Raw genomic sequence first — 22,104 nt, 5'->3', positions numbered from 1 at the left:
CACGAGTTCGCTGTCGTGGGGCAGATTAGGAGGGGTTCAGGTGCGGCATCAATCAAGCAACTGGCGCGATCGTTACGGTCAGAGTAATGATCAGGCGGGCCAGTTGATCTGATAACAGGTGCTGCGCCCGCCGCCGGGGAGTTTAACCAGACAACCTTTTTCCAGCAGGTCTTGAAGATGCCGGGTGGCGGTAGCTTTGCTGACTTTGGCAACGGCCTGGTATTGAGCGGCGCTTATGCCCCCGGTAAAACCCGCGTCCGGCTTCTCCGACAGCAGGTCGCCATTCAACAACCGATTAAGCACCTTGGTCTGCTCGGGAGACAGCCCGTCATCCCGATGGGCTTGCCAGAATCTCTCCTTCGCCAGCACTCGCTCGATACGTTGCATGGCCTGCTCAAGCGTGTGGAGCAAGGTCTGTAAAAACCAGACGAGCCATTCAGTGATGTTCAGGCCGCCGCGCTGGGTCGCCTCCAGAATCCGGTAATAGTCCTGACGGCGGGCGAGGATGCTCGCGGACATGGCGTAAAAGCGTATGGCCTGATGTTCGCCTTGGGCCATGGCCAGATCAGTGATTGCGCGGGTCAAACGTCCGTTGCCATCGTCGAACGGGTGCAGCGTCACGAACCAGAAATGCGCGATGCCCGCGCGGATTAGCGGATCGAGGGTAGGGTCGGCGCGGCTGCTGTTGAACCAATAGAAAAAGTCGTCGAGCTTTTTCTCCAGCGCTTCAGGCGGGGGCGCCTCGAAATGCACCACGGGACGGTCGATGCGCCCGGACACGACTTGCATGGGCTCGGGGCCTCTAAGCGCTCCAACCTGGATGGGGTTTGCCGTCAGCGTGCTCGTCTCGGGGAACAACAAGCGATGCCAGTGCATTAGCCGTTCAGCCGTCAGCAGCCCATCGTGTTGTTGAGTGGCGTCCAGCATCAGCTCCGCAAGACCTTCGCTTCGGGCAGTCACCCGTTCATCGCTGGCGAGCCCGAGCCGCTTGGCCAGCGAAGAACGCACCGACTCCACATTGAGTTGCTCACCCTCAATGGCCGATGAGGTGATGACGTTCTGCAGCAAAGCGTCCAGCTCGCGCTCAACATTCGCGCCAGCGCCTGACGCGCCAATCATCCCCAATAACTGACCCTGCGCCTGGTTGCAGGCCCGCAACAGCGGCGCCAACGGCTCAACGTCCCAGGAAAAGGAAGGCCATTTGGGGTGTTGCCAAATCCATTTTGCTGACTGTTTCACCGGACGCCTCGGAGGAGTGCGAGCCGATTAGCGATCTTATTCGGCTCACTGCATGAGCCGAATATGCGTTTTATTCGGCTCAGCGTCTAGGAGGGATTTGGGAGGAAAGCGGTATATATGTACCGCAGTCGACCCTTTTTGACTGATTAAACTGTCTGCTTCACAAATTTGAAGTCTGATCCCGATGCCGCGACCGCCTGAATTGCCTTTTCCGACCCAGACTCCTACCTTTGAGAGCGACATATATGCCTTTCAAGCGCCCGGAGATCTCATGTCATCGACTGTCCTGTCATTTCAAGCCGATGAAGAAACAGTACAAACACTTGACCAGTTGGCCGGCGCCACTGGGCGTGATCGGCAATATCACCTTCAGCAAGCACTGAGCCGCTACCTCGAGGCCGAGATGCGCCAGATGCACGCTATCTCTGACGGCATAGCGGATGCCGATGCAGGGAACCTCACCGACATTGAATCTGTGAAAGCGAAACACTTCAGCCTGATCTGAGCCGGCTTCCGCTGGCAACTCCTGAATCCTTCGGACAGACACAAGTTGAGCACGCAGGAGATCAAATTGTGGGAGCGAGCTTGCTCGCGAAGAGGCCAGGACGGTCGCTAAATCTCCAGCAGCTGAAATGCAGTCTTCGTGAGCAAGCTCACTCCCACAAGGGCTGTGTTGGGCATGCAACCTGCGGCGGGTGACATGCAGTCCTGGAAGCGAGCTTGCTCTGGGCCGCATACGGACGAAAGGGTCGGTACATCCACCAAATTTTCAGCGGCTGAAAAGCAGTCTTCGCGAGCAAGCTCACTCCTACAGGGGCTGTGTCCGGCATGCACCCTGCGGCGTTTGAGAGCCGGGGAGTCTCTTACAAGCTCGGCGTCACCTGAATCAACCCCGCATCCACCAGCCACTCTTCCAGAGCCACAAGGTCCGGGATCTTCGCCACGGTCTCGCCCACTTGCACCGCGGCCAGTTCCAGCTCTGCCAGCGGCACGTCAACATAGCTGAGTTGGCTATCGAGTTTGCAGGAGCGCGGAATCCCTTGGGTCAGCAGGGCGATGAATTTGAGGTCGGGCCGGCCGCCGAGGGCGTTGAGCACGACAATGCGGGCGCGGCCTCCGACACGGGCGCGGCTGCCGCAGGCGGCTTCGAAGCTGAGCAGCGGCAGACTGCGGTTGCGCCAGTTGATTGGGCCCAGGTACCACTGGGGTGCGGCGGGGTCGGCGACGCTGTCCTGATAGTCGATCAGTTCGGCGACCGCCACGTTGGGCAGCAGCAGGTGCCGGTCACTCAAAGGGATGAGCAACCCGGTCAGGCTAGTGAGCCGCGCCGTTTGCGTCGTCGTGTCAGACATGGGCGTGGCTCCAGTGGGCAATGCTCTCCAGCAGTGCGGCTTCCTGATACGGCTTGCTCATGTATTCGTTAACCCCCAGCGCCATGGCGTGGTCGCGGTGCTTCTGCCCTGATCGCGACGTGATCATGATGATCGGCAGGTGCTTCAGCGCGTCGTCTCCGCGAATCTTGCTGACGACTTCGAAGCCGTCCATGCGCGGCATCTCGATGTCCAGCAGCATGATGTCCGGGGTGTGCTCCTGCAGCAGCGCCATGGCGTCGACGCCATCTTTAGCGGTAAGCACGTTCATGCCGTTGCGCTCCAGCAGGCGGCCGGTGACCTTGCGTACCGTCACCGAATCATCCACCACCATTACCAGCAACGGCCGCGCCTGCTCCGGTTCGACATAACGCACTGGCGCGTGACCGGCGACCTGCAGCGCAAGCAGCTTGGCATGGAAGCGCCGGATGTGCGCGAACAGGTCCAGGATCAGCACCACGCGGCCGTCCCCCAGAATGGTCGCGCCGGCAATGCCGGGTATCGACGAAAACTGAGGACCCAGGTTTTTCACCACGATTTCCCGCGAGCCGGCCAGCGCATCCACCTGCACCGCGACCCACTGATCGTGTACGTGGACCAAAAGCACCGGCAGCGGCTGGGTCTGTGTCTGTGTCTGGCCACTCAGTTTCGGCGGATGACCGTTATTGAGCAGTTCGCCCAGATAACGCAATTCGTAACTCCGTCCGCTGTACTCGTAGCGCGGCGGCACCGAGTGATAACAGGTCTCCAGCTCGCTCGGCATCACGCGCACGATGCCCTCGATACTGTTCAGCGGCACGGCGTACTGCTCCTCGCCGCTTTGCACCATCAGCGCCCGATTGACCGACACCGAGAACGGCAAGCGGACGCGGAAACGCGCGCCCTCTCCCGCCCTGGAATCAATGACCATCGAACCGCCAAGGTCCTTGACCTCGGCGTGCACCACGTCCATGCCGACGCCGCGCCCGGAAATCTGGGTGATGGTCTCGACGGTGGAAAAGCCCGCGCGCAGGATGAACTGCAGAATGTCGTGCTCGCTCAGCTCGGCGTCGGGACTGATCATGCCGCGCTTGATCGCCTTGCGCCGCACGGCCTCGAAGTCGACACCGGCGCCGTCGTCGCGCATCTCGATGACGATGTCACCACCTTCGTGGGCAAGACTCAGCGTGATATGCCCCCACTCGGATTTACCGGCGGCCAGGCGTTCCTCGACGCTCTCCAGACCATGGTCGACCGCGTTGCGCAGCATGTGCTCCAAGGGCGCAACCATGCGTTCAAGGACGTTGCGATCCATCTCACCCTCGGCGTTGATGACGTCGAACTTGACCTTCTTGTTCAGCTCGCCCGATACCTGACGGACAATTCGGCGCAGGCGCGGCACCATGCGTTCGAACGGCACCATGCGCGTGCGCATCAGGCTTTCCTGCAGTTCGGTGTTCACCCGTGCCTGTTGCAGCAGCAGGGTTTCGGCCTCATGGGCGCGGGTGTCGAGGGTTTCCTTAAGGTCCATCAGGTCGGACGCGGACTCGAACAGCGCGCGGGACAACTGCTGCAGCTGCGAATGACGGTCCATTTCCAGCGGGTCGAATGCTTCATATCCGTGCCGATCGGTGTGATGGTCACGGCTGAGAATACGGCCCTGGGTCTCGATGTCGAGTCGGCGCAGCTGATCGCGCATCCGCTCGATGGTGGTTTCCATTTCGACCAGGGTGATCTGCGCGTCGCTGACCTGCTGCTCGACACGGCCCCGGAATATCGAGGTCTCCCCGGCCAGATTCGCCAGGTCTTCCAGCTGCTCGGCCGGGACCTTGATCATCTCCGGTCCGGTACGCTCGCCATCGGCCTCGGCCTGTGCCGCCGCCGGATCAACAGCAGGCGCTGGCAGCGGAGCCGGCACCTCCTGAGGTTTTTCGACGGGCTCGCGGGCGGCTCCGGACGAGGTGTAGTGACCGATGCTCTCGATCAGCAGCGCCGGATTGGGCAACGGCTCATAACCTCGAACGGCATCAACCATGTCGGCGAGCATGTCGTGGCCGCTTTGCAGCAGGCCGTTGAGCAGCGCGCTGTTTTTCAACGCGCCGGTCGACAATCCCTCGTACAGCGACTCCAGCTCATGGGCCAGATCGCCAATTGGCGCGATTTCTACCATCCGCGCGCCGCCCTTGAGCGTGTGCAGATCGCGCAGCAGGTTCTCGACTTCCTGCGCGTTCTGAGGGTCGGCCTGCCAACGTACCAATGCCGCACTGCTGCTCTCGATGATGTCGTCGGCTTCTTCGAGGAAGATCTCCAGCAGTTCCGGATCGCGCTCGTCCAGCGAGTGAATCATTGCGCTGACGTTGCGCGTCTCGCCGTCATTGGGCAGCAGGTAGCAGTTGCGCTGACGAAACTCGCGAATCTTCTCGATCAGGGGCGCGGGACTGGTCAGCGCCGAACGGTGCTGCAGCTGCTCAAGCATCAGCGACAGGTGATCGTGGCTGTGTACCAGCAAGTCGGCCAGTTGCGGCGAGTAACCGCAACGTCGGTCGAGCAGGCCTTCGTAGAGCGATTCCAGTTCATGACCGAGGTCGCCCACCGGGCCGATTTCGGCCATGCGCGCGCCCCCTTTGAGGGTGTGCAGGTCACGCTGCAACGATGACAGCGGCAGCGGGTTTTCCGGGTCGTCGAGCCAGCGCTGCAGCGCAGGGCCGGCGATGTCGAGAATATCCACCGCCTCCTCGAGGAAGATCTCGACGATTTCCTGATCGAAATCATCCCGGGCAGGCTGGGCGGGTTGAGCGAGATGCTCGGTGACCTCCTCCATGTTCGTGATGCTTGTCGCCCCACCGCGATCACGTTTGATAACGCCCATTGCGCCGGGGTCCAGCGCTTCGGCGAGCAGACCGCGCAAGGCGCCCACGCGCTCGGGGCACGGCTGGACTTCCTGTCCGGCGGCGACCTGATCGAGCATGTTGATCAGCGCTTCGTGGGCCTTTTCGGCTTCGTCGAAAAACCGCTCGCTGACCGCAAGGCTGCTCTCCTCTACGGCGCCATACAGGTCGAGCAGTGCTTCGCAGAGCTCATCGACCTGGGGCAGGTCGGCTACGTGCGCGCCGTGGCCGAGCATGGTCAGTTCGTCGAGCAGCGCATTCAGTTCCTGGCGATGGCCGGGGTGCTGGCGCCAGTCTTTGAGCAAATTGTCAGCGTCCAGCAGGATGTCCATGCCTTCGGCCAGAAAGCTCGCAATCAGCTGGGGATTGCGCCGCGTGCGCAGGCCATTGCTGTCGTCGCTCAACGCATCGGCCAGGCGCGCTTCGAGCAACTCATGGGCTTGTTGAATCAGCGCGGCGGCGCCTTCGATGGGCATCAGCGGGTCGACATTCAACTGGGACAGGCCTTGATGGAACAAAGGCTCGGCCGCCCGCAGCAGGTCGATTTCGCCCTGGCTGACCGCGATCAGATTGGTCTTGAACTCGCGCACCAACTGATCCAGCGGGCTCGCCAGCTCGGCGATCGGCAAAACGCCCGCCATGTAAGCGCTGCCTTTGAGGGTGTGCAGCGCGCGCAGCAGATCATCACTGAACAGCGGCGCATCATGGTCCTGCGCAGCGTCGAGGTAGCGAGCCATGGTGTTCAGGTGGGTGTGGGCTTCCTGTCGGAAAATCTCCAGCAACTGCGGATCAAAACCCTCTTCATCCGCCAGCCGCTGCGCAGGCTCGACGTCGCCCGCCTCACCCTGGGCCAGCGCGTGGGCCTGGGCCGCCAGTTGGTCGACATCATCGCGCTGGCGCTGAACATCCTCGGCGAAATCGCGAATCACGTCCGGCAGTAAGGCCTGCACGTCTGTGAGCAACTGCTGCACCCGTGCGTCCGGCTCGACGCTGCGCTCCAGCACGCGGTTCAGCAGGTTTTCCACCGACCACGCCAGCTCGCCCAGAATCAGCGCACGGACCATCCGGCCGCTGCCCTTGAGCGTGTGAAACGCCCGACGAATTTCGCCCAGCGCCGAGAGATTGCCAGGATCGGCAAGCCAGCGCGGCACGTACTCGCGCAGGGCTTCGAGCATCTCGTCGGTTTCTTCGAGGAAGACTTCGCGCAGCTCGTCATCGATTGCCTGCTCACCCTTCGGCGGCGGCAACAGGCTGGCCGGCATATCGCGCGCCGGCGGGTTGACCGCCGACAACGGGCTGGCCAGCACTTCGGCGAGGGTCCGGCTCGGGCTGACCAAGGCCTGGCGTTCGTGCAGGTCTTGCAGCTCTTCTTCGCTGATGATTTCTTCGAGCACCGGCACATCCAGTGCTTCCGGGACCGGTGAATAACCGAGCCGGGCCAGACTTTCCTGGGCCAGATCCAGCACGTGCTCACCCGGCGCTTCCGGGTCCTCGGCCATGCGTTCGAGGTAATACTCGACGCCGATGATCACGTCCGCCAAGTGATCGAGCTGCGAGGCCGCCGGGCTTTCGGTGTCGACCAGCAGGTGCTCGGTGATGTAATCGTTACAGGCCGCCAGCAGGCCGGATGCCCGTGCCAGGGGGATCATCGCCAATGCGCCGCGCACCTGGACCAGTTGCTCGGACAGCGGCAGCAGACGTGCCCGGTCCAGCTCGCCGTCGACGTAATCGTCGATCACATCCTTGGCCTGCTGCAGGACAATGCGCGCTTCCTTGATGACCAGTTGGTGAATCTGACTGAGGTCTGTGGTGGGCAGACGGCTCTCTTCGGGGCTGCTCTGGTTGACCGTTCCGGCCATGCCCGCGAGGGTGGATTCGACGTACAGCAACGCACCGGCGACGTCCATCAACGTGGCATCGTCGGGCGCGCGTTGTCCTTGGGCCATGCCCTGCACCACGGTCATCTGATCGATGATGACTTTGCGCGGCTGCCCAAATCCCAGCACCGCCAGGGTGTCGGCGATCTGCCGTAGCGGCGGCAGCAACGCGCTCAGGTCACTGACGTGTTGACGGTCCCCGCGCACAAAAACGTCGAGCCGCTCCTTGGTGCGCACCAGCTCATCGCACAGGGCAATGATCACCGAGCGCATGGCGTCGCGATCCGGCCCGGCCATACGCGCACGTTCTTCAGCAACCAAGGCACTGTGGGGCAGGGCATCGGCAAGGGCGTACTGATCCTTCAAGTCCGTCATCTTCTGCGCCTCGCTGTCGGACTTGGCGATGTAAAACAACAGGCTTTTCAGGAGTTCGTCGGGCGCAGGCTGATTGATGCCTTCAATACCCTGATCCAGCAGACGTTTGAGTTCTTTGTCAGCGTCCTTGAACAGACTGCGCAGCGCCGGGCTGTTGGTGAAGTTGCCGCTGAGCATGGTTTCGACCAGCGCGGAAGCGATGCGCCACAGCGGTTCGAGGGGCGCGTCCTCGCACAACACCTCAAGCCGCGAGAACACCTTGCCCATGTAACCGAGCTGAGTCTGAACATCCTGATCGCGAAGCAGCCCGACCAGTGCCGTTTGCAGCGTTTGCCGCAGCTTGCGCAGTTTCGTGGGCAGTTCCGGGCTGTCGCGCTCGGCCAACGCGTCGGCATCAAGGGCGGGAATGGACAGCAATTGCGGCGAGAACAGGCTGGTCTCGGACAGCAGGCTTTCGCCCCTGGCGCTGCGTAAGTCGTTGAGCAGCGGCAGCACCACCAACGGCAGATCACGGCGAGCGGAGTGCACACGCTCCAGATAGACCGGCAGCTGGGTCATCGCCAGATTCAGCAGTTGAATCGCTTCGTTTTCCTGGGCGACATGGCCTTGTTTCAGTGCCAGCGCCAGCTGTTCGATTTCCTCGGCGAACAGCGCGGCGCCGTAGAACTCGATCATCTGCAGGCTGCCGTGAACCTGATGGATGAGCTCGAGGCACTCGTCCATCGCCGCTGCGTCGTGAGGCTGGGCGACGAAGGTGTCCAGCGCCTGTCGGGCGTGGGTGAGGGTTTCGGCTATTTCGCCTTTGACCCACTCCAGGGCCACGTAATCGTGACGGTCAGCCATGGTGACTCCGGTTGCCTGTGCCTTGACGCTGCTTCATGTGCAGTAACGGGTGCATTAGCGGGGCTATCAAACGCGCCTTCACAACGGCCATCACTGCCGCGATGTCGGCAGCGTGAAGCCGGACACCGAGCGGCGCATCTCGCTGGCCATCTTCGCCAGATTGCCCATGCTCCGAGCGGTGGCCGCCGTGCCTGAGGTGGTCTGCGTGGTGGTCTGCTGAATCACCAGCATGGTCGAGGATATCTGCTGACCCAATGCCGCCTGCTGCTGCGCTGCATTGGTGATGCTTTCGACCAGCGCGGCGAGGATCTTGGACACGCCTTCGATCTCTTCGAGCGCGACACCGGCATCCTGCGCCAGCCGCGCACCGCGCACCACTTCTGCGGTGGTCTGCTCCATGGAGATCACCGCTTCGTTGGTGTCGTTCTGAATCGCACGCACCAGCGTCTCGATCTGCTTGGTGGCTGACGACGAGCGCTCGGCCAGCCGCTGGACTTCATCGGCCACCACCGCAAACCCGCGCCCGGCATCACCGGCCATGGAGGCCTGTATCGCGGCGTTGAGCGCAAGAATGTTGGTCTGGTCGGCGATGTCATCAATCAGGCTGACGATATCGCCGATCTCCTGGGAAGACTCGCCCAACCGCTTGATGCGCTTGGACGTGTCCTGAATCTGCTCGCGAATGTTGTCCATGCCGGTGATGGTGTTGTGCACCACCTCGTTGCCCTTGTTGGCGATGGTCACGGACCGCTCGGCCACCGCGACGGACTCGGACGCATTGGCCGAGACCTGATCGATGGAAGTCGCCATGTCATGGATGGCGTTGGACGCCGCTGCGATCTGCAACGCCTGATGCTCGGACGCAGCGGCCAGTTGCGTGGCGGTGGTCTGCGTGTCCTTCACGGCGCCGAACACCTGCTCGGCGGTGAGGTTGATGGTCGACACCAACTCGCGCAACTGGTCGATGGAGTAGTTGATCGAATCGGCAATCGCACCGGTGAAATCCTCGGTGACCGAAGCGGCCACGGTCAGATTACCGTCCGCCAGGTCTTCGATCTCGTCGAGCAAGCGCATGATCGCGTTCTGGTTGCGCTCGTTCTTCTCGGCGGTTTCGCGCAGCTGCCGATTGGTTTCGCGCACCATCACCAGGCCAATCAGGATGATCGACGCCAGGGCCAGCAGGCCCAGCATGTAGCCGGCATAGCTGTACACCGCGCGGCCACCGGCCATGTGCTCGAAACTGTTGGCCAGCACTGAGGCTTCGTCGAGAAGCGTCTGCGAGAGATTGAAGATGCTGCCCGCCGCTTCGCGGACTTCCAACAGCTCCGGCGAGGTTTCGAGGATTTCGTCCACCGACCCCGAGACGAACTGGAAGAGCTCGGCGATCTCGGCCAGCCGCGCCCGCGCATCGCGGTCTTCGACTTGGGCGATCTTCAACGTTGCGTTGCCTTCGAGCATGCCGTTGAGCACGCGCCCGAACTGGCTGGCATCGCGACCGAAAGCATCCGCTGCCTGAACTGCCGTTTCGTCGCCCGATAACACCGTGTTGACTGCGCCCAGTATCCGCTCGGCCAGCAGCGACTGCCGTTGCGCGAGCGCCACCTGGCTGGCTGGCGCACGGGTTTGCAGGAGGATGTCGACCACTTTTTCAGATTCGATCTGCAATTGCGGGATGGTCTCGGCAAGGGTCGCCGCCACCTGATGCAGCGAGAGCACGGTCTGCTCGCGGGCAAGAATCACGTCGGTGCTTTTACGAAGGTTTTCCCAGTCGGTCTGCACCGCTTTCAGCTCATCGCTCACAGCGGCGGGCGCAGCAGGCAGGCCGGTGTTCTTGTCGCCTTTCTTCAAATACTGCCAGCGCGTGTCGAAGTCGTTGCGCGCGTCGGCCAGCAGCTTGAACGCCGCCGCCTTGCCCGCCGCCGCTTCCGTGGCGTTTTTGGCGATGCGCTGGGACAGCACCCGCAGCTCGCCGGCGTGGCCGATGTATTGTTTGTCGTAGTTGGACTGCGTGCTGAGGTACGCGAAGTTGACGAACAGCAGCATGATGAAAACGATGAGGCAGATGAACAGCACGACGATCTGTGATCGACTGCGCGCGCCTTCCAGTGAATTGCCGGTATTACTCATTGCTCAGGGCTCCGCCTGATGTTCGATTTAGGGGGCGTCGGCACAGTGGCGCAACGCTGCCGTTCTGTATCAAACCGCTACGTCCATGAAATCCGGCGACTGAACCAGCGCTCTCGGGCTGAACACCTGCCAGACCTGCTCGCGCACGAAACGCCCCTGTATATAAGGCGCGACGCGGGCTTCGCTGTCGTGCCCCGGTTCCGGCATCAGACTGCGCTCGCTGAAATGCTGCATGCCCAGCACCTCGTCAATGAGCAAGCCGACAAACACCCCCTGAAAATCGATTACCAGCACGCGACGCTGTTTGCGCAAGGGCGAGAGCTCGTGGCCGAAGAATGCGCACAGATCCATGATCGGCAACAAGCGGCCGCGCAGGTTGGCAATGCCGCAGACCCATGCCTTGGCGCCCGGCAACACCGCGCAGCGCGGCTCGTGGAGGATTTCGTCGACCTCGCCCATGGGCGCCACGTAATGGCGCTCGCCCATGCGAAAGCCAATGCCGCCCCAACCCTGCTGTCGGGTTTCCTGCAGCGGCAGGCCGGCAGCGAGGGAGCGGCAGCGCTGGTCGATATCGAGCAGCAGTTGGAAGGCGGTTCGTGACTGGGCCATGAGCGTCAGCCGGGGGTCAGCCCGCGAGCACCGCGTTCAGGGTTTTCATGAGGGTTTCTTCGTCCACCGGCTTGGTCAGGTAATCCCGCGCGCCCTGGCGTTTGCCCCAGACCTTGTCGGTTTCCTGATCCTTGGTGGTGATCATGATCACAGGGATCATGCTGGTGTCAGCGTCTTTGGTCAGCTGACGGGTCGCCTGAAAACCGTTCAGGCCCGGCATGACGATGTCCATCAGCACGGCATCGGGCTTTTCCTGACGGGCCAGGGCCACGCCGTCGGCACCGTTTTCGGCCTTGAGGACCTGATGGCCGTGCTTCTCCAGCATGCCGGTCAGCTTGTACATTTCGGTCGGCGAGTCATCGACGATCAGAATTCGAGCCATGGTGCTTCCCCATAGAAACAGCCGTCCCGCACGAGGGGGACAGCATCAAGATAGTTGTTGTTCGACTGCAACGAACCCGGGCACATGGGCCTTGATCGCACTGAGCAGTTCTTCCTTGCTGAACGGTTTGGTCAAAAACTGATCGGAACCGACGATGCGCCCCTTGGCCTTGTCGAACAGCCCGTCCCTGGAGGACAGCATGATCACCGGCGTGGATTTGAACGCCCGATTGTTCTTGATCAACGCGCACGTCTGATACCCGTCGAGCCTGGGCATCATGATGTCGACGAAAATGATTCTGGGATGATTGTCGGCAATCTTGGCCAATGCATCGAAGCCGTCGATGGCGGTGATCACTTCACAGCCGACGTTTTTCAGCAGGGTCTCGGCGGTGCGACGAATCGTTCGGGAGTCGTCGATGACCATCACTTTCAATGGGGCTGAATGCTGTTCCATATCTGCTCTACCATCGCCGCGGCGAATCAGATGGGTTGCCTTCTGCCGGGCATCTGGTTTTGGGTCGGAGGCATCGGGAAGCGGCAAGGCAAGGCTGGCGCGACACCGGATGCCGAGCCTTTTTAGCACACTCTCCACGGTCAATCCATAAAGCCTTGCCCCTTGACCCAAAGCCGGCGCGGCGCCACCCTGACGCCTATTTTCGGCCTGTCGTGGCCTTTACCGATCAGAGGATATTACCCATGAGCATTCGCCTGGGAATCGTCATGGACCCCATCGAGCGCATCTCCTATAAAAAGGACAGCTCGCTGGCCATGCTCCTGGCAGCGCAAGCCCGCGGCTGGTCATTGTTCTATATGGAGCAGCACGACCTGTATCAGGACGCCGGCCAGGCCCGCGCCCGCATGAAACCGCTCAAAGTCTTCGCCGACCCGGCCCACTGGTTCGAGCTGGAAGCTGAAGTGGACAGCGGTCTGGACGACCTGGATGTGATCCTGATGCGCAAGGATCCGCCGTTCGACATGGAGTTCGTCTACTCCACCTATCTGCTCGAACAAGCCGAGCGCGCCGGCGTGCTGGTGGTCAACAAGCCGCAAAGCCTGCGTGACTGCAACGAGAAGCTGTTCGCCACGCTATTCCCGCAATGCACCCCGCCGACGCTGGTCAGCCGCCGTGCGGACATCATTCGTGAGTTCGCCGCCAAGCATGGCGACGTCATCCTCAAACCGCTGGACGGGATGGGCGGCGCGTCGATCTTCCGCCACCGCGTTGGCGATCCGAACCTCTCGGTGATTCTGGAAACCCTGACCAAGCATGGCCATGAGCAGATCATGGCGCAGGCGTATCTGCCGGCGATCAAAGACGGCGACAAGCGCATTCTGATGGTCGACGGCGAACCTGTGCCCTATTGCCTGGCGCGCATCCCCGCCGCCGGCGAAACCCGAGGCAATCTGGCCGCTGGCGGTCGTGGCGAAGCCCGTCCCCTGAGTGACCGCGACCGCTGGATCGCCGCCGAGATCGGCCCGACGCTGCGGGAAAAAGGCCTACTGTTTGTAGGCCTGGATGTGATTGGCGAGCACCTGACCGAAATCAACGTCACCAGCCCGACCTGCATCCGCGAGATCGACAACGCGTTCGGGACGGACATCGGCGGCATGTTGATGGATGTGATCGAGAAGAAGCTGCAGAAGGTCTAGCCGCGACGTTGTAGGAGCGTGGCTTGTCCCGCGATCTGCCGGGAACCGGCAGCAAATCGGCGAATACGGCATATCGGGTGTACCCCATTTGCCGGTTTTGCGACGGGTGCCCCGCCGTTCGCGGGACAAGCCACGCTCCTACAAGGGACCGCACCTCCCACTAATCGGCCCGGTGACATCAAACGCCAAGCCAGTCCTGACATTGCGTTATCATGCGCGGCCTGAATTTTTGCGCTAGGTGAGTAGTAATGCTGGCACATGTGCTGCCGGAGCGTGGATGAACGCTGCGGTCGACGATGATCTCCCCCTGTCCCTGACCCGCACTGGCGTGCGCCCTGCCGATCGCCTCGGGTTTACCCTGATGATCGCCGCACTGGTGCATCTGGCCGTCATCCTTGGCGTCGGTTTCACCTACGTCAAACCGGAAAAGATCAGCCAGACGCTGGAGATTACCCTCGCCCCCTTCAGAAGCGACACCAAGCCCAAGGACGCTGACTTCCTCGCCCAGGAAAACCAGCAGGGCAGCGGCACCCTCGACAAGAAAGCGGTGCCCAAGACCACCGAAATCGCCCCGTACCAAGACAATCAGATCAACAAGGTCACGCCACCGCCTGCCGCCAAACCGGTGATCAAGCAGGACGCGCCGAAGACAGCTGTCGCCACGAAAGCCCAGTCCACGCAAAAGACCGTCGCCAAGCGCGATGAGGTTAAGCCGGAAGAACAGAAGAAAGTCGCGCCAACCATCGACAGCACGCAGCTGAACAGCGAAATCGCCAGCCTTGAAGCCGAACTGGCGGATGAGCAGCAGGCCTACGCCAAGCGTCCGAAGATCCACCGCCTGAGCGCGGCCTCGACCATGCGCGACAAGGGCGCCTGGTACAAAGAGGACTGGCGCAAGAAGATCGAGCGCATCGGCAACTTGAACTACCCGGATGAGGCGCGCCGCAAGCAGATCTACGGCAGCCTGCGGATGATGGTGTCGATCAATCGCGACGGCTCGTTGTACGAAGTGCTGATTCTCGAATCATCAGGCCAGCCGCTGCTGGATCAGGCAGCGCAGAAGATCGTCCGGCTGGCCGCACCCTTTGCGCCGTTCAGTGGCGATCTGGCCGACATCGACCGGCTTGAAATCATCCGCACCTGGAAATTCGCGCGCGGGGACAAGCTGTCGAGTAATTGAAGGCAAACGCGGTCCGCTGAACACCGCAACCCTGTAGGAGCGTGGCTTGTCCCGCGATCTGCCGGGCACCGGCAGCACCTGCCATTGCTGATTGAGTCAGACACCCCGCGATCACTGACATCGCGACGGGTTCCCCGCCGATCGCGGGACAAGCCACGCTCCTACAGTTTTTGCGTCATACGCCTCATCCCCTAGTTGTCACAACAGCCCCGCAACGCCACACTAGGGCTCATGAAAAACGTCTCTCCGTCGTACCTCAAACATCAGTTTCTGATCGCCATGCCCCACATGCACGATGAGAACTTCGCTCAGACCTTGACCTACATCGTCGAGCACAACGCCAATGGCGCCATGGGCCTGATCATCAACCGACCGCAAAGCCTGTCGCTGGCAGACATCCTTGAACAGCTGCGCCCCGAGTTGCCGCCCCCTGCGCGGTGCAAAGACATAGCCATTCACCTCGGCGGGCCGGTGCAGACCGACCGCGGCTTTGTCCTGCACCCTTCCGGCCAGGTGTTCCAGGCGACCGTGGACCTGGGCGGTATTTCGCTCTCGACCTCCCAAGACATCCTCTTCTCTATCGCAGACGGCTACGGTCCTGATCAGAATCTGATCACTCTCGGTTATGCCGGCTGGGACGCCGGCCAGCTTGACGCCGAGTTTGCCGCCAATGCATGGCTGAACTGTGCGTTCGACCCGGCAATCCTGTTCGAGGTTGAAAGCGAAGACCGGCTCAACGCCGCCGCCGCCAAACTGGGCGTCAACCTGAGCTTGCTGACCAGCCAGGCGGGCCACGCCTGATGGCCGGACTGCGCCTGCTGCTGGGATTCGACTACGGCACCAAGCAGATCGGCGTGGCCGTCGGGCAAGTGATCACCGGACAGGCCCGCGAGCTCTGCACACTGAAAGCGCAGAACGGCGTGCCGGACTGGGACAAGGTTCAGGCGCTGATCAGCGAGTGGAAACCGGACGCCATCGTCGTCGGCCTGCCGCTGAACATGGACGGCACGCCCAGCGAGATGAGCGCACGCGCCGAGAAGTTTTCGCGCAAGCTCAATGGCCGCTTCAACTTGCCGGTCTACACCCACGACGAGCGCCTGACCACGTTCGAAGCCAAAGGCGAACGTGCCTCTCGCGGCTGCCAGCACGGCAGCTACCGGGATAATCCTGTGGATGCCATCGCCGCAGCGCTGCTGTTGCAAAGCTGGCTGGAAGCCAACGCCGCGCTGTTTGAAACCTGATCCATCTACGCTGAACCGAATTCGATTTACCCCGGACGTTCGTGCAGCGCACCCCGGGGCACCTGAAGGAGCAACCATGAGCCTGCCAAATCCCGCCGAACTGATCAGCCAGATGGCCATTGATCTCGACGCGCACCTGAACAAACGCGGCATAAAAGAGCCTCGTTTCATTGGCATTCGCACCGGTGGCGTGTGGGTCGCGCAGGCGCTCCTCGAAGCCCTTAACATTCAGTCGCCGCTGGGCACGCTGGACGTCTCCTTTTATCGGGACGACTTCAGCCAGAACGGCCTGCACCCGCAGGTGCGCCCTTCGGAGCTGCCGTTCGAAATCGAAGGCCAGCACCTGGTGCTGATCGATGACGTGCTGATGAGCGGGCGCACCATTCGTGCGGCGCTCAACGAACTGTTCGATTACGGCCGCCCGGCCAGCGTGACCCTGGTGTCGCTGCTGGATCTGGACGCCACCGACCTGCCGATTCGGCCGAATGTGACGGGCGCGACCCTGTCACTCGCGCCCAATGAGCGGGTGAAGCTGTCCGGGCCAACGCCGCTGACGCTTGAACTGCAAGACCTTTCCACCGATTCCGCCGCCCTCTAAGAGTCCTTTGCGATGACGCCTCTCGACGCCAAGCGCCCGCTGCAACTGAACCATCAGGGCCAGCTGCAACATTTTCTCTCCCTCGACGGTTTGCCCCGCGAACTGCTCACCGAAATCCTCGACACCGCCGACTCTTTCCTCGAAGTCGGCGCCCGGGCGGTGAAGAAGGTCCCGTTGCTGCGCGGCAAGACCGTGTGCAACGTGTTCTTCGAAAACTCGACCCGCACCCGCACCACGTTCGAGCTGGCGGCGCAAAGGTTGTCGGCGGACGTCATCACGTTGAATGTGTCGACCTCCTCCACCAGCAAGGGCGAGACGCTGTTCGATACGCTGCGCAATCTGGAGGCCATGGCCGCCGACATGTTCGTCGTGCGCCACGGTGACTCCGGCGCGGCGCACTTCATCGCTGAGCATGTCAGCCCGCAGGTCGCGATCATCAATGGCGGCGACGGCCGTCATGCGCACCCGACCCAAGGCATGCTGGACATGCTGACCATCCGCCGCCACAAGGGCAATTTCGAGAACCTCTCGGTGGCGATCGTCGGCGATATCCTGCATTCCCGTGTCGCGCGCTCGAACATGATCGCGCTCAAAGCGCTGGGCTGCCCGGACATCCGCGTGGTCGCGCCGAAAACCCTGCTGCCGGTGGGCGTCGAGCAATACGGCGTGAAGGTCTACACCGACCTGACCGAAGGCCTGAAGGACGTCGACGTGGTGATCATGCTGCGCCTGCAGCGTGAGCGCATGTCGGGCGGTCTGCTGCCGAGCGAGGGTGAGTTCTACCGACTGTTCGGTCTGACCACTGCGCGTCTGGCCGGCGCCAAGCCCGATGCCATCGTGATGCACCCCGGCCCGATCAACCGTGGCGTGGAAATCGAATCAGCGGTGGCCGACGGCGCGCATTCGGTCATTCTCAATCAGGTGACTTACGGCATTGCGGTGCGCATGGCCGTTCTGTCCATGGCCATGAGTGGCCAAACCGCACAACGTCAGTTCGAGCAGGAGATCGCCCAGTGAAGTTCAGCATCCTCGGCGCTCGCGTCATCGACCCTGTCAGCGGTCTGGATCAAGTCACCGACATCCATCTTGAAGCGGGCAAAGTTCTCGCCCTCGGCGCGGCTCCTGCCGGCTTCAGCCCTACGGAAACCATCGACGCCGCCGGCCTGATCGCCGCCCCCGGGCTGGTTGACCTGAACGTGTCGTTGCGCGAGCCGGGTTACAGCCGCAAAGGCAACATCGCCAGCGAAACCCGCGCAGCGGCGGCCGGCGGCGTCACCAGCCTGTGCTGCCCGCCGCGTACCAAACCGGTGCTCGACACCTCCGCGGTCGCCGAACTGATTCTGGACCGCGCGCGCGAAGCCGGCCACAGCAAGGTCTTCCCCATTGGTGCGTTGAGCAAGGGCCTGGAAGGCGAGCAACTGGCCGAGCTGATCGCCCTGCGCGACGCGGGCTGCGTCGCGTTCACCAACGGCATGGTCAATTTCCGCAGCAATCGCACGCTCTGCCGTGCCCTCGAATACGCGGCGACGTTCGATCTGACGGTGATTTTCAACTCCCAAGACCACGATCTCGCTGAAGGCGGTCTGGCCCACGACGGCCCGACGGCGGCGTTTCTTGGCCTGCCGGGCATTCCGGAAACGGCTGAAACGGTGGCCTTGGCGCGGGACCTGTTGCTGGTCGAGCAAAGCGGTGTGCGTGCGCATTTCACGCAGCTGACCAGTGCGCGCGGTGTGGCGTTGATTGCCCAGGCCCAGGCGCGAGGCCTGCCGGTGACGGCGGACGTGGCGCTGTATCAGTTGATCCTGACCGATGAGGCACTGACCGGCTTCTCGAGCCTGTACCACGTGCAGCCGCCGCTGCGCACACGTGCCGACCGCGACGCATTGCGTGAAGCAGTGAAGTCGGGCGTGGTGCAGGCGATCTCCAGTCATCACCAGCCCCATGAGCGTGATGCGAAACTGGCTCCGTTCGGCGCGACCGAGCCGGGCATCAGCAGCGTGGAGTTGTTGCTCCCACTGGCGATGACGCTGGTTGAAGACGGTCTGCTGGACCTGCAGACGCTGCTGGCCCGCCTCAGCTCAGGCCCTGCCGCTGCACTGCGCCTGCCCGCCGGAACGCTGATCGCCGGCTCGCCTGCGGATCTGGTGCTGTTCGACCCCGCCGCGTCGACGGTGGCGGGCGAGAACTGGCTGTCGAAAGGCGAGAACTGCCCGTTCCTCGGCCATTGCCTGCCGAGTGCGGTGAAGTACACGTTTGTGGATGGGCGGGTCAGCTATAACGGGTGAGATTCACCCGCATTGTCCAGCGTCCGCGCAGTTGCGCGGCAGGCACTGTTTATGTGAGAGCAAGCTTGCTCGCGATGGCTTACTTTCAGCCCCAGAGAAAGTGGCTGAATGCACCGGCCCCTTCGTGAGCAAGCTCACTCCCACAATTCCGGCGTCACCAGTATGACCCTGCAGGAGTGAGCCGTATTTCGCAGCGCTCCTGCTATCTACGAGCGTTCTTCACCGAGATCTGGTCATTCAGCGTCCAGAAGTCGTACAGTACGCCCAGCAGCGCCAAACCTCCCGTGAACAGGTAAATGATCCCGGTGATCCATTTGCCCTGATACATCCGGTGCACACCGAACACGCCCAGAAAGGTCAGCAAAATCCAGGCGAGGCTGTAATCGGTCGACCCCGCGTTGAATCGCAGGTCTGCTTCCCGATCCATCGCCGGAATCAGGAACAGGTCGATCAGCCAGCCAATGCCAAACAGACCGAGCGTGAAAAACCAGAGCGTACCGGTCACCGGCTTGCCGTAATAAAAACGGTGAGCGCCGGTGAATCCCACAATCCAGAGCAAATAGCCCATGACCTTACTGTGGGTATCAGGACGTTGAACGTCCGCTTGATAGGTGTTCATTGTTGACCTCGCCTTCTGCAATAGAAAAAAATATGCGTAAGTTTTGTGACTTTCGTGACGCCGTCCGACGTATGGCTTGAACCTCTTTTCAATCGTGCAAACCCTTGTTCTGCAAGGTGATCAGCACAGCAAGATGACGATTTTGCCGCCAAAACTGACTCCAAGGGCAGTAAATTGTTCGACAAGGGGGCTCAGAATTTCGCCAAAAGCTGTTATAAAGTTGCGCGCTGACCAACATGAGCCCTGCCTAATGCGTCCATTTTTCAAGACATGGCTGACTATTTGTCTATTTATGCCACTGGCCGCCCACGCCACCAATCGTGAGCAAACCCTTCCACCGAGCTTCACCGGTTTCACCGCCAGGTCCGAGTCGCCGGAATCCGTTTCACGCAACATTGCCGCTCAACGCGCTGCAATGGCTGCATTGGAACAGACGGCTACTCCACTCGAGTCCTCCGGCAAGCGAGCCAAAGCTGTTAAGGGGAAACCATCCCGCAGCACTCGCAAGATTTCGCAGAACACTGTCGCCTTGGCCAACACGGCGCAGATGGGTACCAAACAGAGCAGCACCGTGGTCAACCGGGCCGTTAACGCCATCGGTACACCTTATCGTTGGGGCGGCACCAGCCCGACAAAAGGGTTCGACTGCAGCGGACTGGTGAAATATGCCTTCAACGACGTGAGCGAAGTCGATTTGCCGCGCACCTCCAACGCCATGGCCGAAGGCCACGGGCAGAAGGTTGACCGCAAGGACTTGAAGCCGGGCGACTTGCTGTTTTTCAACATCAAGAGCCGCAAGGTGAATCACGTGGCGATCTACCTCGGCAACGACCGGTTCGTTCACGCGCCACGCCGTGGCAAATCCGTGACGATCGATACGCTGAAGAAGCCGTATTGGGACAGCCATTACGTCGTCGCCAAGCGTGTGCTGCCAAAGCAGCCGCCGAGTCAGAAAGGCACTGTGCGCATCGCCCAGCGTTGATCGCACACGCCGCCTGACAAACAACACGGTGGGGAGCGGAGTCATTCGCTCCCCACCGTCGTTTGCCCTCCCGATCAAAAATTGTCCGGCGTCTTCGCCTTCTCCCGCGCACTCTCCCGCGTGATCAGCCCCTTGCTGATCAAGTCCTTCAGGCACATATCCAGCGTCTGCATCCCCAGCGACCCCCCGGTCTGAATCGACGAATACATCTGCGCCACCTTGTCCTCGCGGATCAGGTTACGGATCGCCGACGTGCCGATCATGATCTCGTGGGCCGCGACACGGCCTCCGCCGACCTTCTTCAACAGCGCCTGAGACACGATGGCGTGGAGCGACTCGGAGAGCATCGAGCGGATCATCGACTTCTCCTGCGCCGGAAACACATCGACGATACGGTCGATGCTCTTGGCGGCGGACGTGGTGTGCAGCGTGCCGAACACCAGGTGGCCGGTTTCGGCTGCCGTCAGCGCCAGGCGAATGGTCTCCAGGTCGCGCAGCTCGCCCACCAGAATCACGTCAGGGTCTTCACGCAGGGCCGAACGCAGCGCTTCGGCGAAACCGTGGGTGTCGCGATGGACCTCGCGCTGGTTGATCAGGCTTTTCTTGGACTCGTGAACGAACTCGATCGGGTCTTCGATGGTGAGGATGTGGTGATGTTTGTTGCTGTTCAGGTAATCGACCATCGCCGCAAGGGTGGTCGACTTGCCCGAGCCGGTCGGACCGGTCACCAGCACCAGGCCGCGGGGCACGTCGGTAATCTTGCGAAACACTTCGCCCATGCCCAGCTCTTCCATGCTCAGGACCTTCGACGGAATGGTCCGGAACACCGCGCCAGCGCCGCGATTCTGGTTGAACGCGTTGACCCGGAAGCGCGCCACGCCCGGCACTTCGAAGGAAAAGTCTGTCTCCAGATCCTCCTCGAAGTCCTTGCGCTGCCTGTCGTTCATGATGTCGTAGATCAGCGCCTGGACCTCTTTCTGGTCCAATGCGGGCAGGTTGATCCGCCGCACATCGCCATCGACGCGAATCATCGGTGGCAGGCCGGCAGAGAGATGCAAGTCCGACGCGCCTTGCTTGGCACTGAAGGCCAGCAGCTCGGTAATATCCATACAGCTCCTCATCACATAGAATGCCGCAGACTTTAGCCCTGCTGGCGCAAATCAATGTCCACGATAGCAGAGAACATTTCAACGCTCGCCGAGCGAATTCGTAGCGCGGCGCAAGCGGTGCAGCGCGACCCGGGCTCTGTCGGCCTGTTGGCGGTGAGCAAGACCAAACCGGCGAGCGACCTGCGGGAAGCCTACGACGCCGGCCTCCGCGATTTCGGCGAGAACTACCTTCAGGAAGCCCTCGGCAAGCAGGCCGAATTGACCGACCTGCCCTTGATCTGGCATTTCATCGGCCCCATCCAGTCCAACAAGACTCGCGCCATCGCCGAGAATTTTGCCTGGGTGCATTCCGTGGACCGTCTGAAAATCGCACAACGGCTATCCGAGCAGCGGCCGCCAGCACTGCCGCCGCTGAACATCTGCATTCAGGTCAACGTCAGCGGCGAGGCCAGCAAGTCAGGCTGCAGCCCTGAAGACCTGCCCGCACTGGCCCAGGCCATCAGCGCGCTGCCGAATCTGAAACTGCGCGGCCTCATGGCCATTCCCGAACCTACCGACGACCGCGACGAACAGAACGCTTCGTTCGCCGCCGTCAGCACGCTGCAGGCACAACTTGGCCTGCCGCTGGACACGCTTTCCATGGGCATGAGCCACGACCTCGAAGCCGCCATCGCACAAGGTGCGACCTGGGTGCGGATCGGCACTGCCCTCTTCGGCGCCCGCGATTATGGGCAGCCTTAACCTTTGCC

At 61.8% G+C, this 22,104-nt stretch carries 19 protein-coding genes; 10 read left to right on the top strand and 9 right to left on the bottom strand.

The window, feature by feature from the left end; all coding sequences use genetic code 11:
• Positions 1–90: 90 nt before the first annotated feature.
• Positions 91–1,239 carry a Fic family protein gene (locus SLW74_RS24250; RefSeq protein WP_410930366.1) on the bottom strand — a complete coding sequence of 383 codons (1,149 nt, stop codon included), beginning with the start codon at positions 1,237–1,239 and terminating at the stop codon, positions 91–93.
• A gap of 271 nt (positions 1,240–1,510) precedes the next feature.
• Here SLW74_RS24250 and SLW74_RS24245 point away from each other — a divergent pair, with 271 nt between their 5' ends.
• Positions 1,511–1,744 (top strand): CopG family ribbon-helix-helix protein, encoded by a 234-nt coding sequence (locus SLW74_RS24245; protein ID WP_410930365.1) that lies wholly within the window; start codon positions 1,511–1,513, stop codon positions 1,742–1,744.
• A gap of 358 nt (positions 1,745–2,102) precedes the next feature.
• On the opposite strand, the gene SLW74_RS24240 is transcribed toward SLW74_RS24245, so the two are convergent.
• The 6 genes from SLW74_RS24240 to pilG all read right to left on the bottom strand — a co-directional run bounded on the left by SLW74_RS24240 (position 2,103) and on the right by pilG (position 12,145).
• Entirely contained in the window at positions 2,103–2,591 is a 489-nt protein-coding gene (locus SLW74_RS24240; protein WP_410930364.1) for a chemotaxis protein CheW, read from the bottom strand.
• Positions 2,584–8,571, bottom strand: coding sequence for an Hpt domain-containing protein (locus tag SLW74_RS24235; RefSeq protein WP_410930363.1), 5,988 nt, complete (start codon positions 8,569–8,571; stop codon positions 2,584–2,586). Before SLW74_RS24235 ends, SLW74_RS24240 begins: the two co-directional genes overlap by 8 nt.
• Before the next feature lie 90 nt (positions 8,572–8,661).
• Positions 8,662–10,698, bottom strand: a complete 2,037-nt coding sequence (locus SLW74_RS24230) for a methyl-accepting chemotaxis protein (protein WP_410930362.1) — start codon at positions 10,696–10,698, stop codon at positions 8,662–8,664.
• Positions 10,699–10,767: 69 nt separating this feature from the next.
• Positions 10,768–11,307, bottom strand: a complete 540-nt coding sequence (locus SLW74_RS24225; protein ID WP_065991172.1) for a chemotaxis protein CheW — start codon at positions 11,305–11,307, stop codon at positions 10,768–10,770.
• Positions 11,308–11,323: 16 nt separating this feature from the next.
• Positions 11,324–11,689, bottom strand: coding sequence for a twitching motility response regulator PilH (gene pilH / locus SLW74_RS24220; protein ID WP_065991171.1), 366 nt, complete (start codon positions 11,687–11,689; stop codon positions 11,324–11,326).
• Positions 11,690–11,734: 45 nt separating this feature from the next.
• A complete protein-coding gene (gene pilG / locus SLW74_RS24215; protein ID WP_065991170.1) occupies positions 11,735–12,145 on the bottom strand; it encodes a twitching motility response regulator PilG in 411 nt (136 codons plus the stop codon).
• Positions 12,146–12,387: 242 nt separating this feature from the next.
• On the opposite strand from pilG, the gene gshB reads away from it, so the two are divergent.
• From gshB to SLW74_RS24180, 7 genes are all read left to right on the top strand, one after another.
• Positions 12,388–13,341, top strand: a complete 954-nt coding sequence (gene gshB / locus SLW74_RS24210) for a glutathione synthase (RefSeq protein ID WP_065991169.1) — start codon at positions 12,388–12,390, stop codon at positions 13,339–13,341.
• Positions 13,342–13,618: 277 nt separating this feature from the next.
• Positions 13,619–14,521 carry an energy transducer TonB gene (locus tag SLW74_RS24205; protein ID WP_296313134.1) on the top strand — a complete coding sequence of 301 codons (903 nt, stop codon included), beginning with the start codon at positions 13,619–13,621 and terminating at the stop codon, positions 14,519–14,521.
• A gap of 231 nt (positions 14,522–14,752) precedes the next feature.
• Entirely contained in the window at positions 14,753–15,322 is a 570-nt protein-coding gene (locus tag SLW74_RS24200; RefSeq protein WP_065991165.1) for a YqgE/AlgH family protein, read from the top strand.
• Positions 15,322–15,762, top strand: a complete 441-nt coding sequence (gene ruvX, locus SLW74_RS24195) for a Holliday junction resolvase RuvX (RefSeq protein ID WP_410930361.1) — start codon at positions 15,322–15,324, stop codon at positions 15,760–15,762. Before SLW74_RS24200 ends, ruvX begins: the two co-directional genes overlap by 1 nt.
• Before the next feature lie 76 nt (positions 15,763–15,838).
• Positions 15,839–16,360: a bifunctional pyr operon transcriptional regulator/uracil phosphoribosyltransferase PyrR gene (gene pyrR, locus SLW74_RS24190; protein ID WP_410930360.1), complete on the top strand. Its 522-nt coding sequence runs from the start codon at positions 15,839–15,841 to the stop codon at positions 16,358–16,360.
• Between the two features lie 12 nt (positions 16,361–16,372).
• Positions 16,373–17,377 (top strand): aspartate carbamoyltransferase catalytic subunit, encoded by a 1,005-nt coding sequence (locus SLW74_RS24185; RefSeq protein WP_192135527.1) that lies wholly within the window; start codon positions 16,373–16,375, stop codon positions 17,375–17,377.
• Positions 17,374–18,645 carry a dihydroorotase gene (locus tag SLW74_RS24180; protein WP_065991158.1) on the top strand — a complete coding sequence of 424 codons (1,272 nt, stop codon included), beginning with the start codon at positions 17,374–17,376 and terminating at the stop codon, positions 18,643–18,645. Before SLW74_RS24185 ends, SLW74_RS24180 begins: the two co-directional genes overlap by 4 nt.
• Before the next feature lie 202 nt (positions 18,646–18,847).
• On the opposite strand, the gene SLW74_RS24175 is transcribed toward SLW74_RS24180, so the two are convergent.
• Positions 18,848–19,264: an NINE protein gene (locus SLW74_RS24175; RefSeq protein WP_065991157.1), complete on the bottom strand. Its 417-nt coding sequence runs from the start codon at positions 19,262–19,264 to the stop codon at positions 18,848–18,850.
• A 250-nt stretch (positions 19,265–19,514) separates the two neighbouring features.
• On the opposite strand from SLW74_RS24175, the gene SLW74_RS24170 reads away from it, so the two are divergent.
• Positions 19,515–20,246, top strand: a complete 732-nt coding sequence (locus SLW74_RS24170; protein WP_065991154.1) for a C40 family peptidase — start codon at positions 19,515–19,517, stop codon at positions 20,244–20,246.
• 74 nt (positions 20,247–20,320) lie between these two features.
• Here the strand turns inward: SLW74_RS24170 and SLW74_RS24165 are convergent, their stop codons facing one another.
• Positions 20,321–21,355 carry a type IV pilus twitching motility protein PilT gene (locus SLW74_RS24165; RefSeq protein WP_065991152.1) on the bottom strand — a complete coding sequence of 345 codons (1,035 nt, stop codon included), beginning with the start codon at positions 21,353–21,355 and terminating at the stop codon, positions 20,321–20,323.
• A gap of 54 nt (positions 21,356–21,409) precedes the next feature.
• Between SLW74_RS24165 and SLW74_RS24160 the strand changes: the two genes are divergently transcribed.
• Complete coding sequence (locus tag SLW74_RS24160; RefSeq protein ID WP_410930359.1) at positions 21,410–22,096, top strand: YggS family pyridoxal phosphate-dependent enzyme; 687 nt, start codon at positions 21,410–21,412, stop codon at positions 22,094–22,096.
• Positions 22,097–22,104 lie beyond the last annotated feature (8 nt).

Source organism: Pseudomonas sp. W5-36 (assembly GCF_046540455.1).
Classification (GTDB): Bacteria; Pseudomonadota; Gammaproteobacteria; order Pseudomonadales; family Pseudomonadaceae; genus Aquipseudomonas; species Aquipseudomonas graminis_B.
The sequence above is the reverse complement of the archived record's forward strand: the minus strand, read 5'-3'. Positions and strand labels throughout refer to the sequence as shown.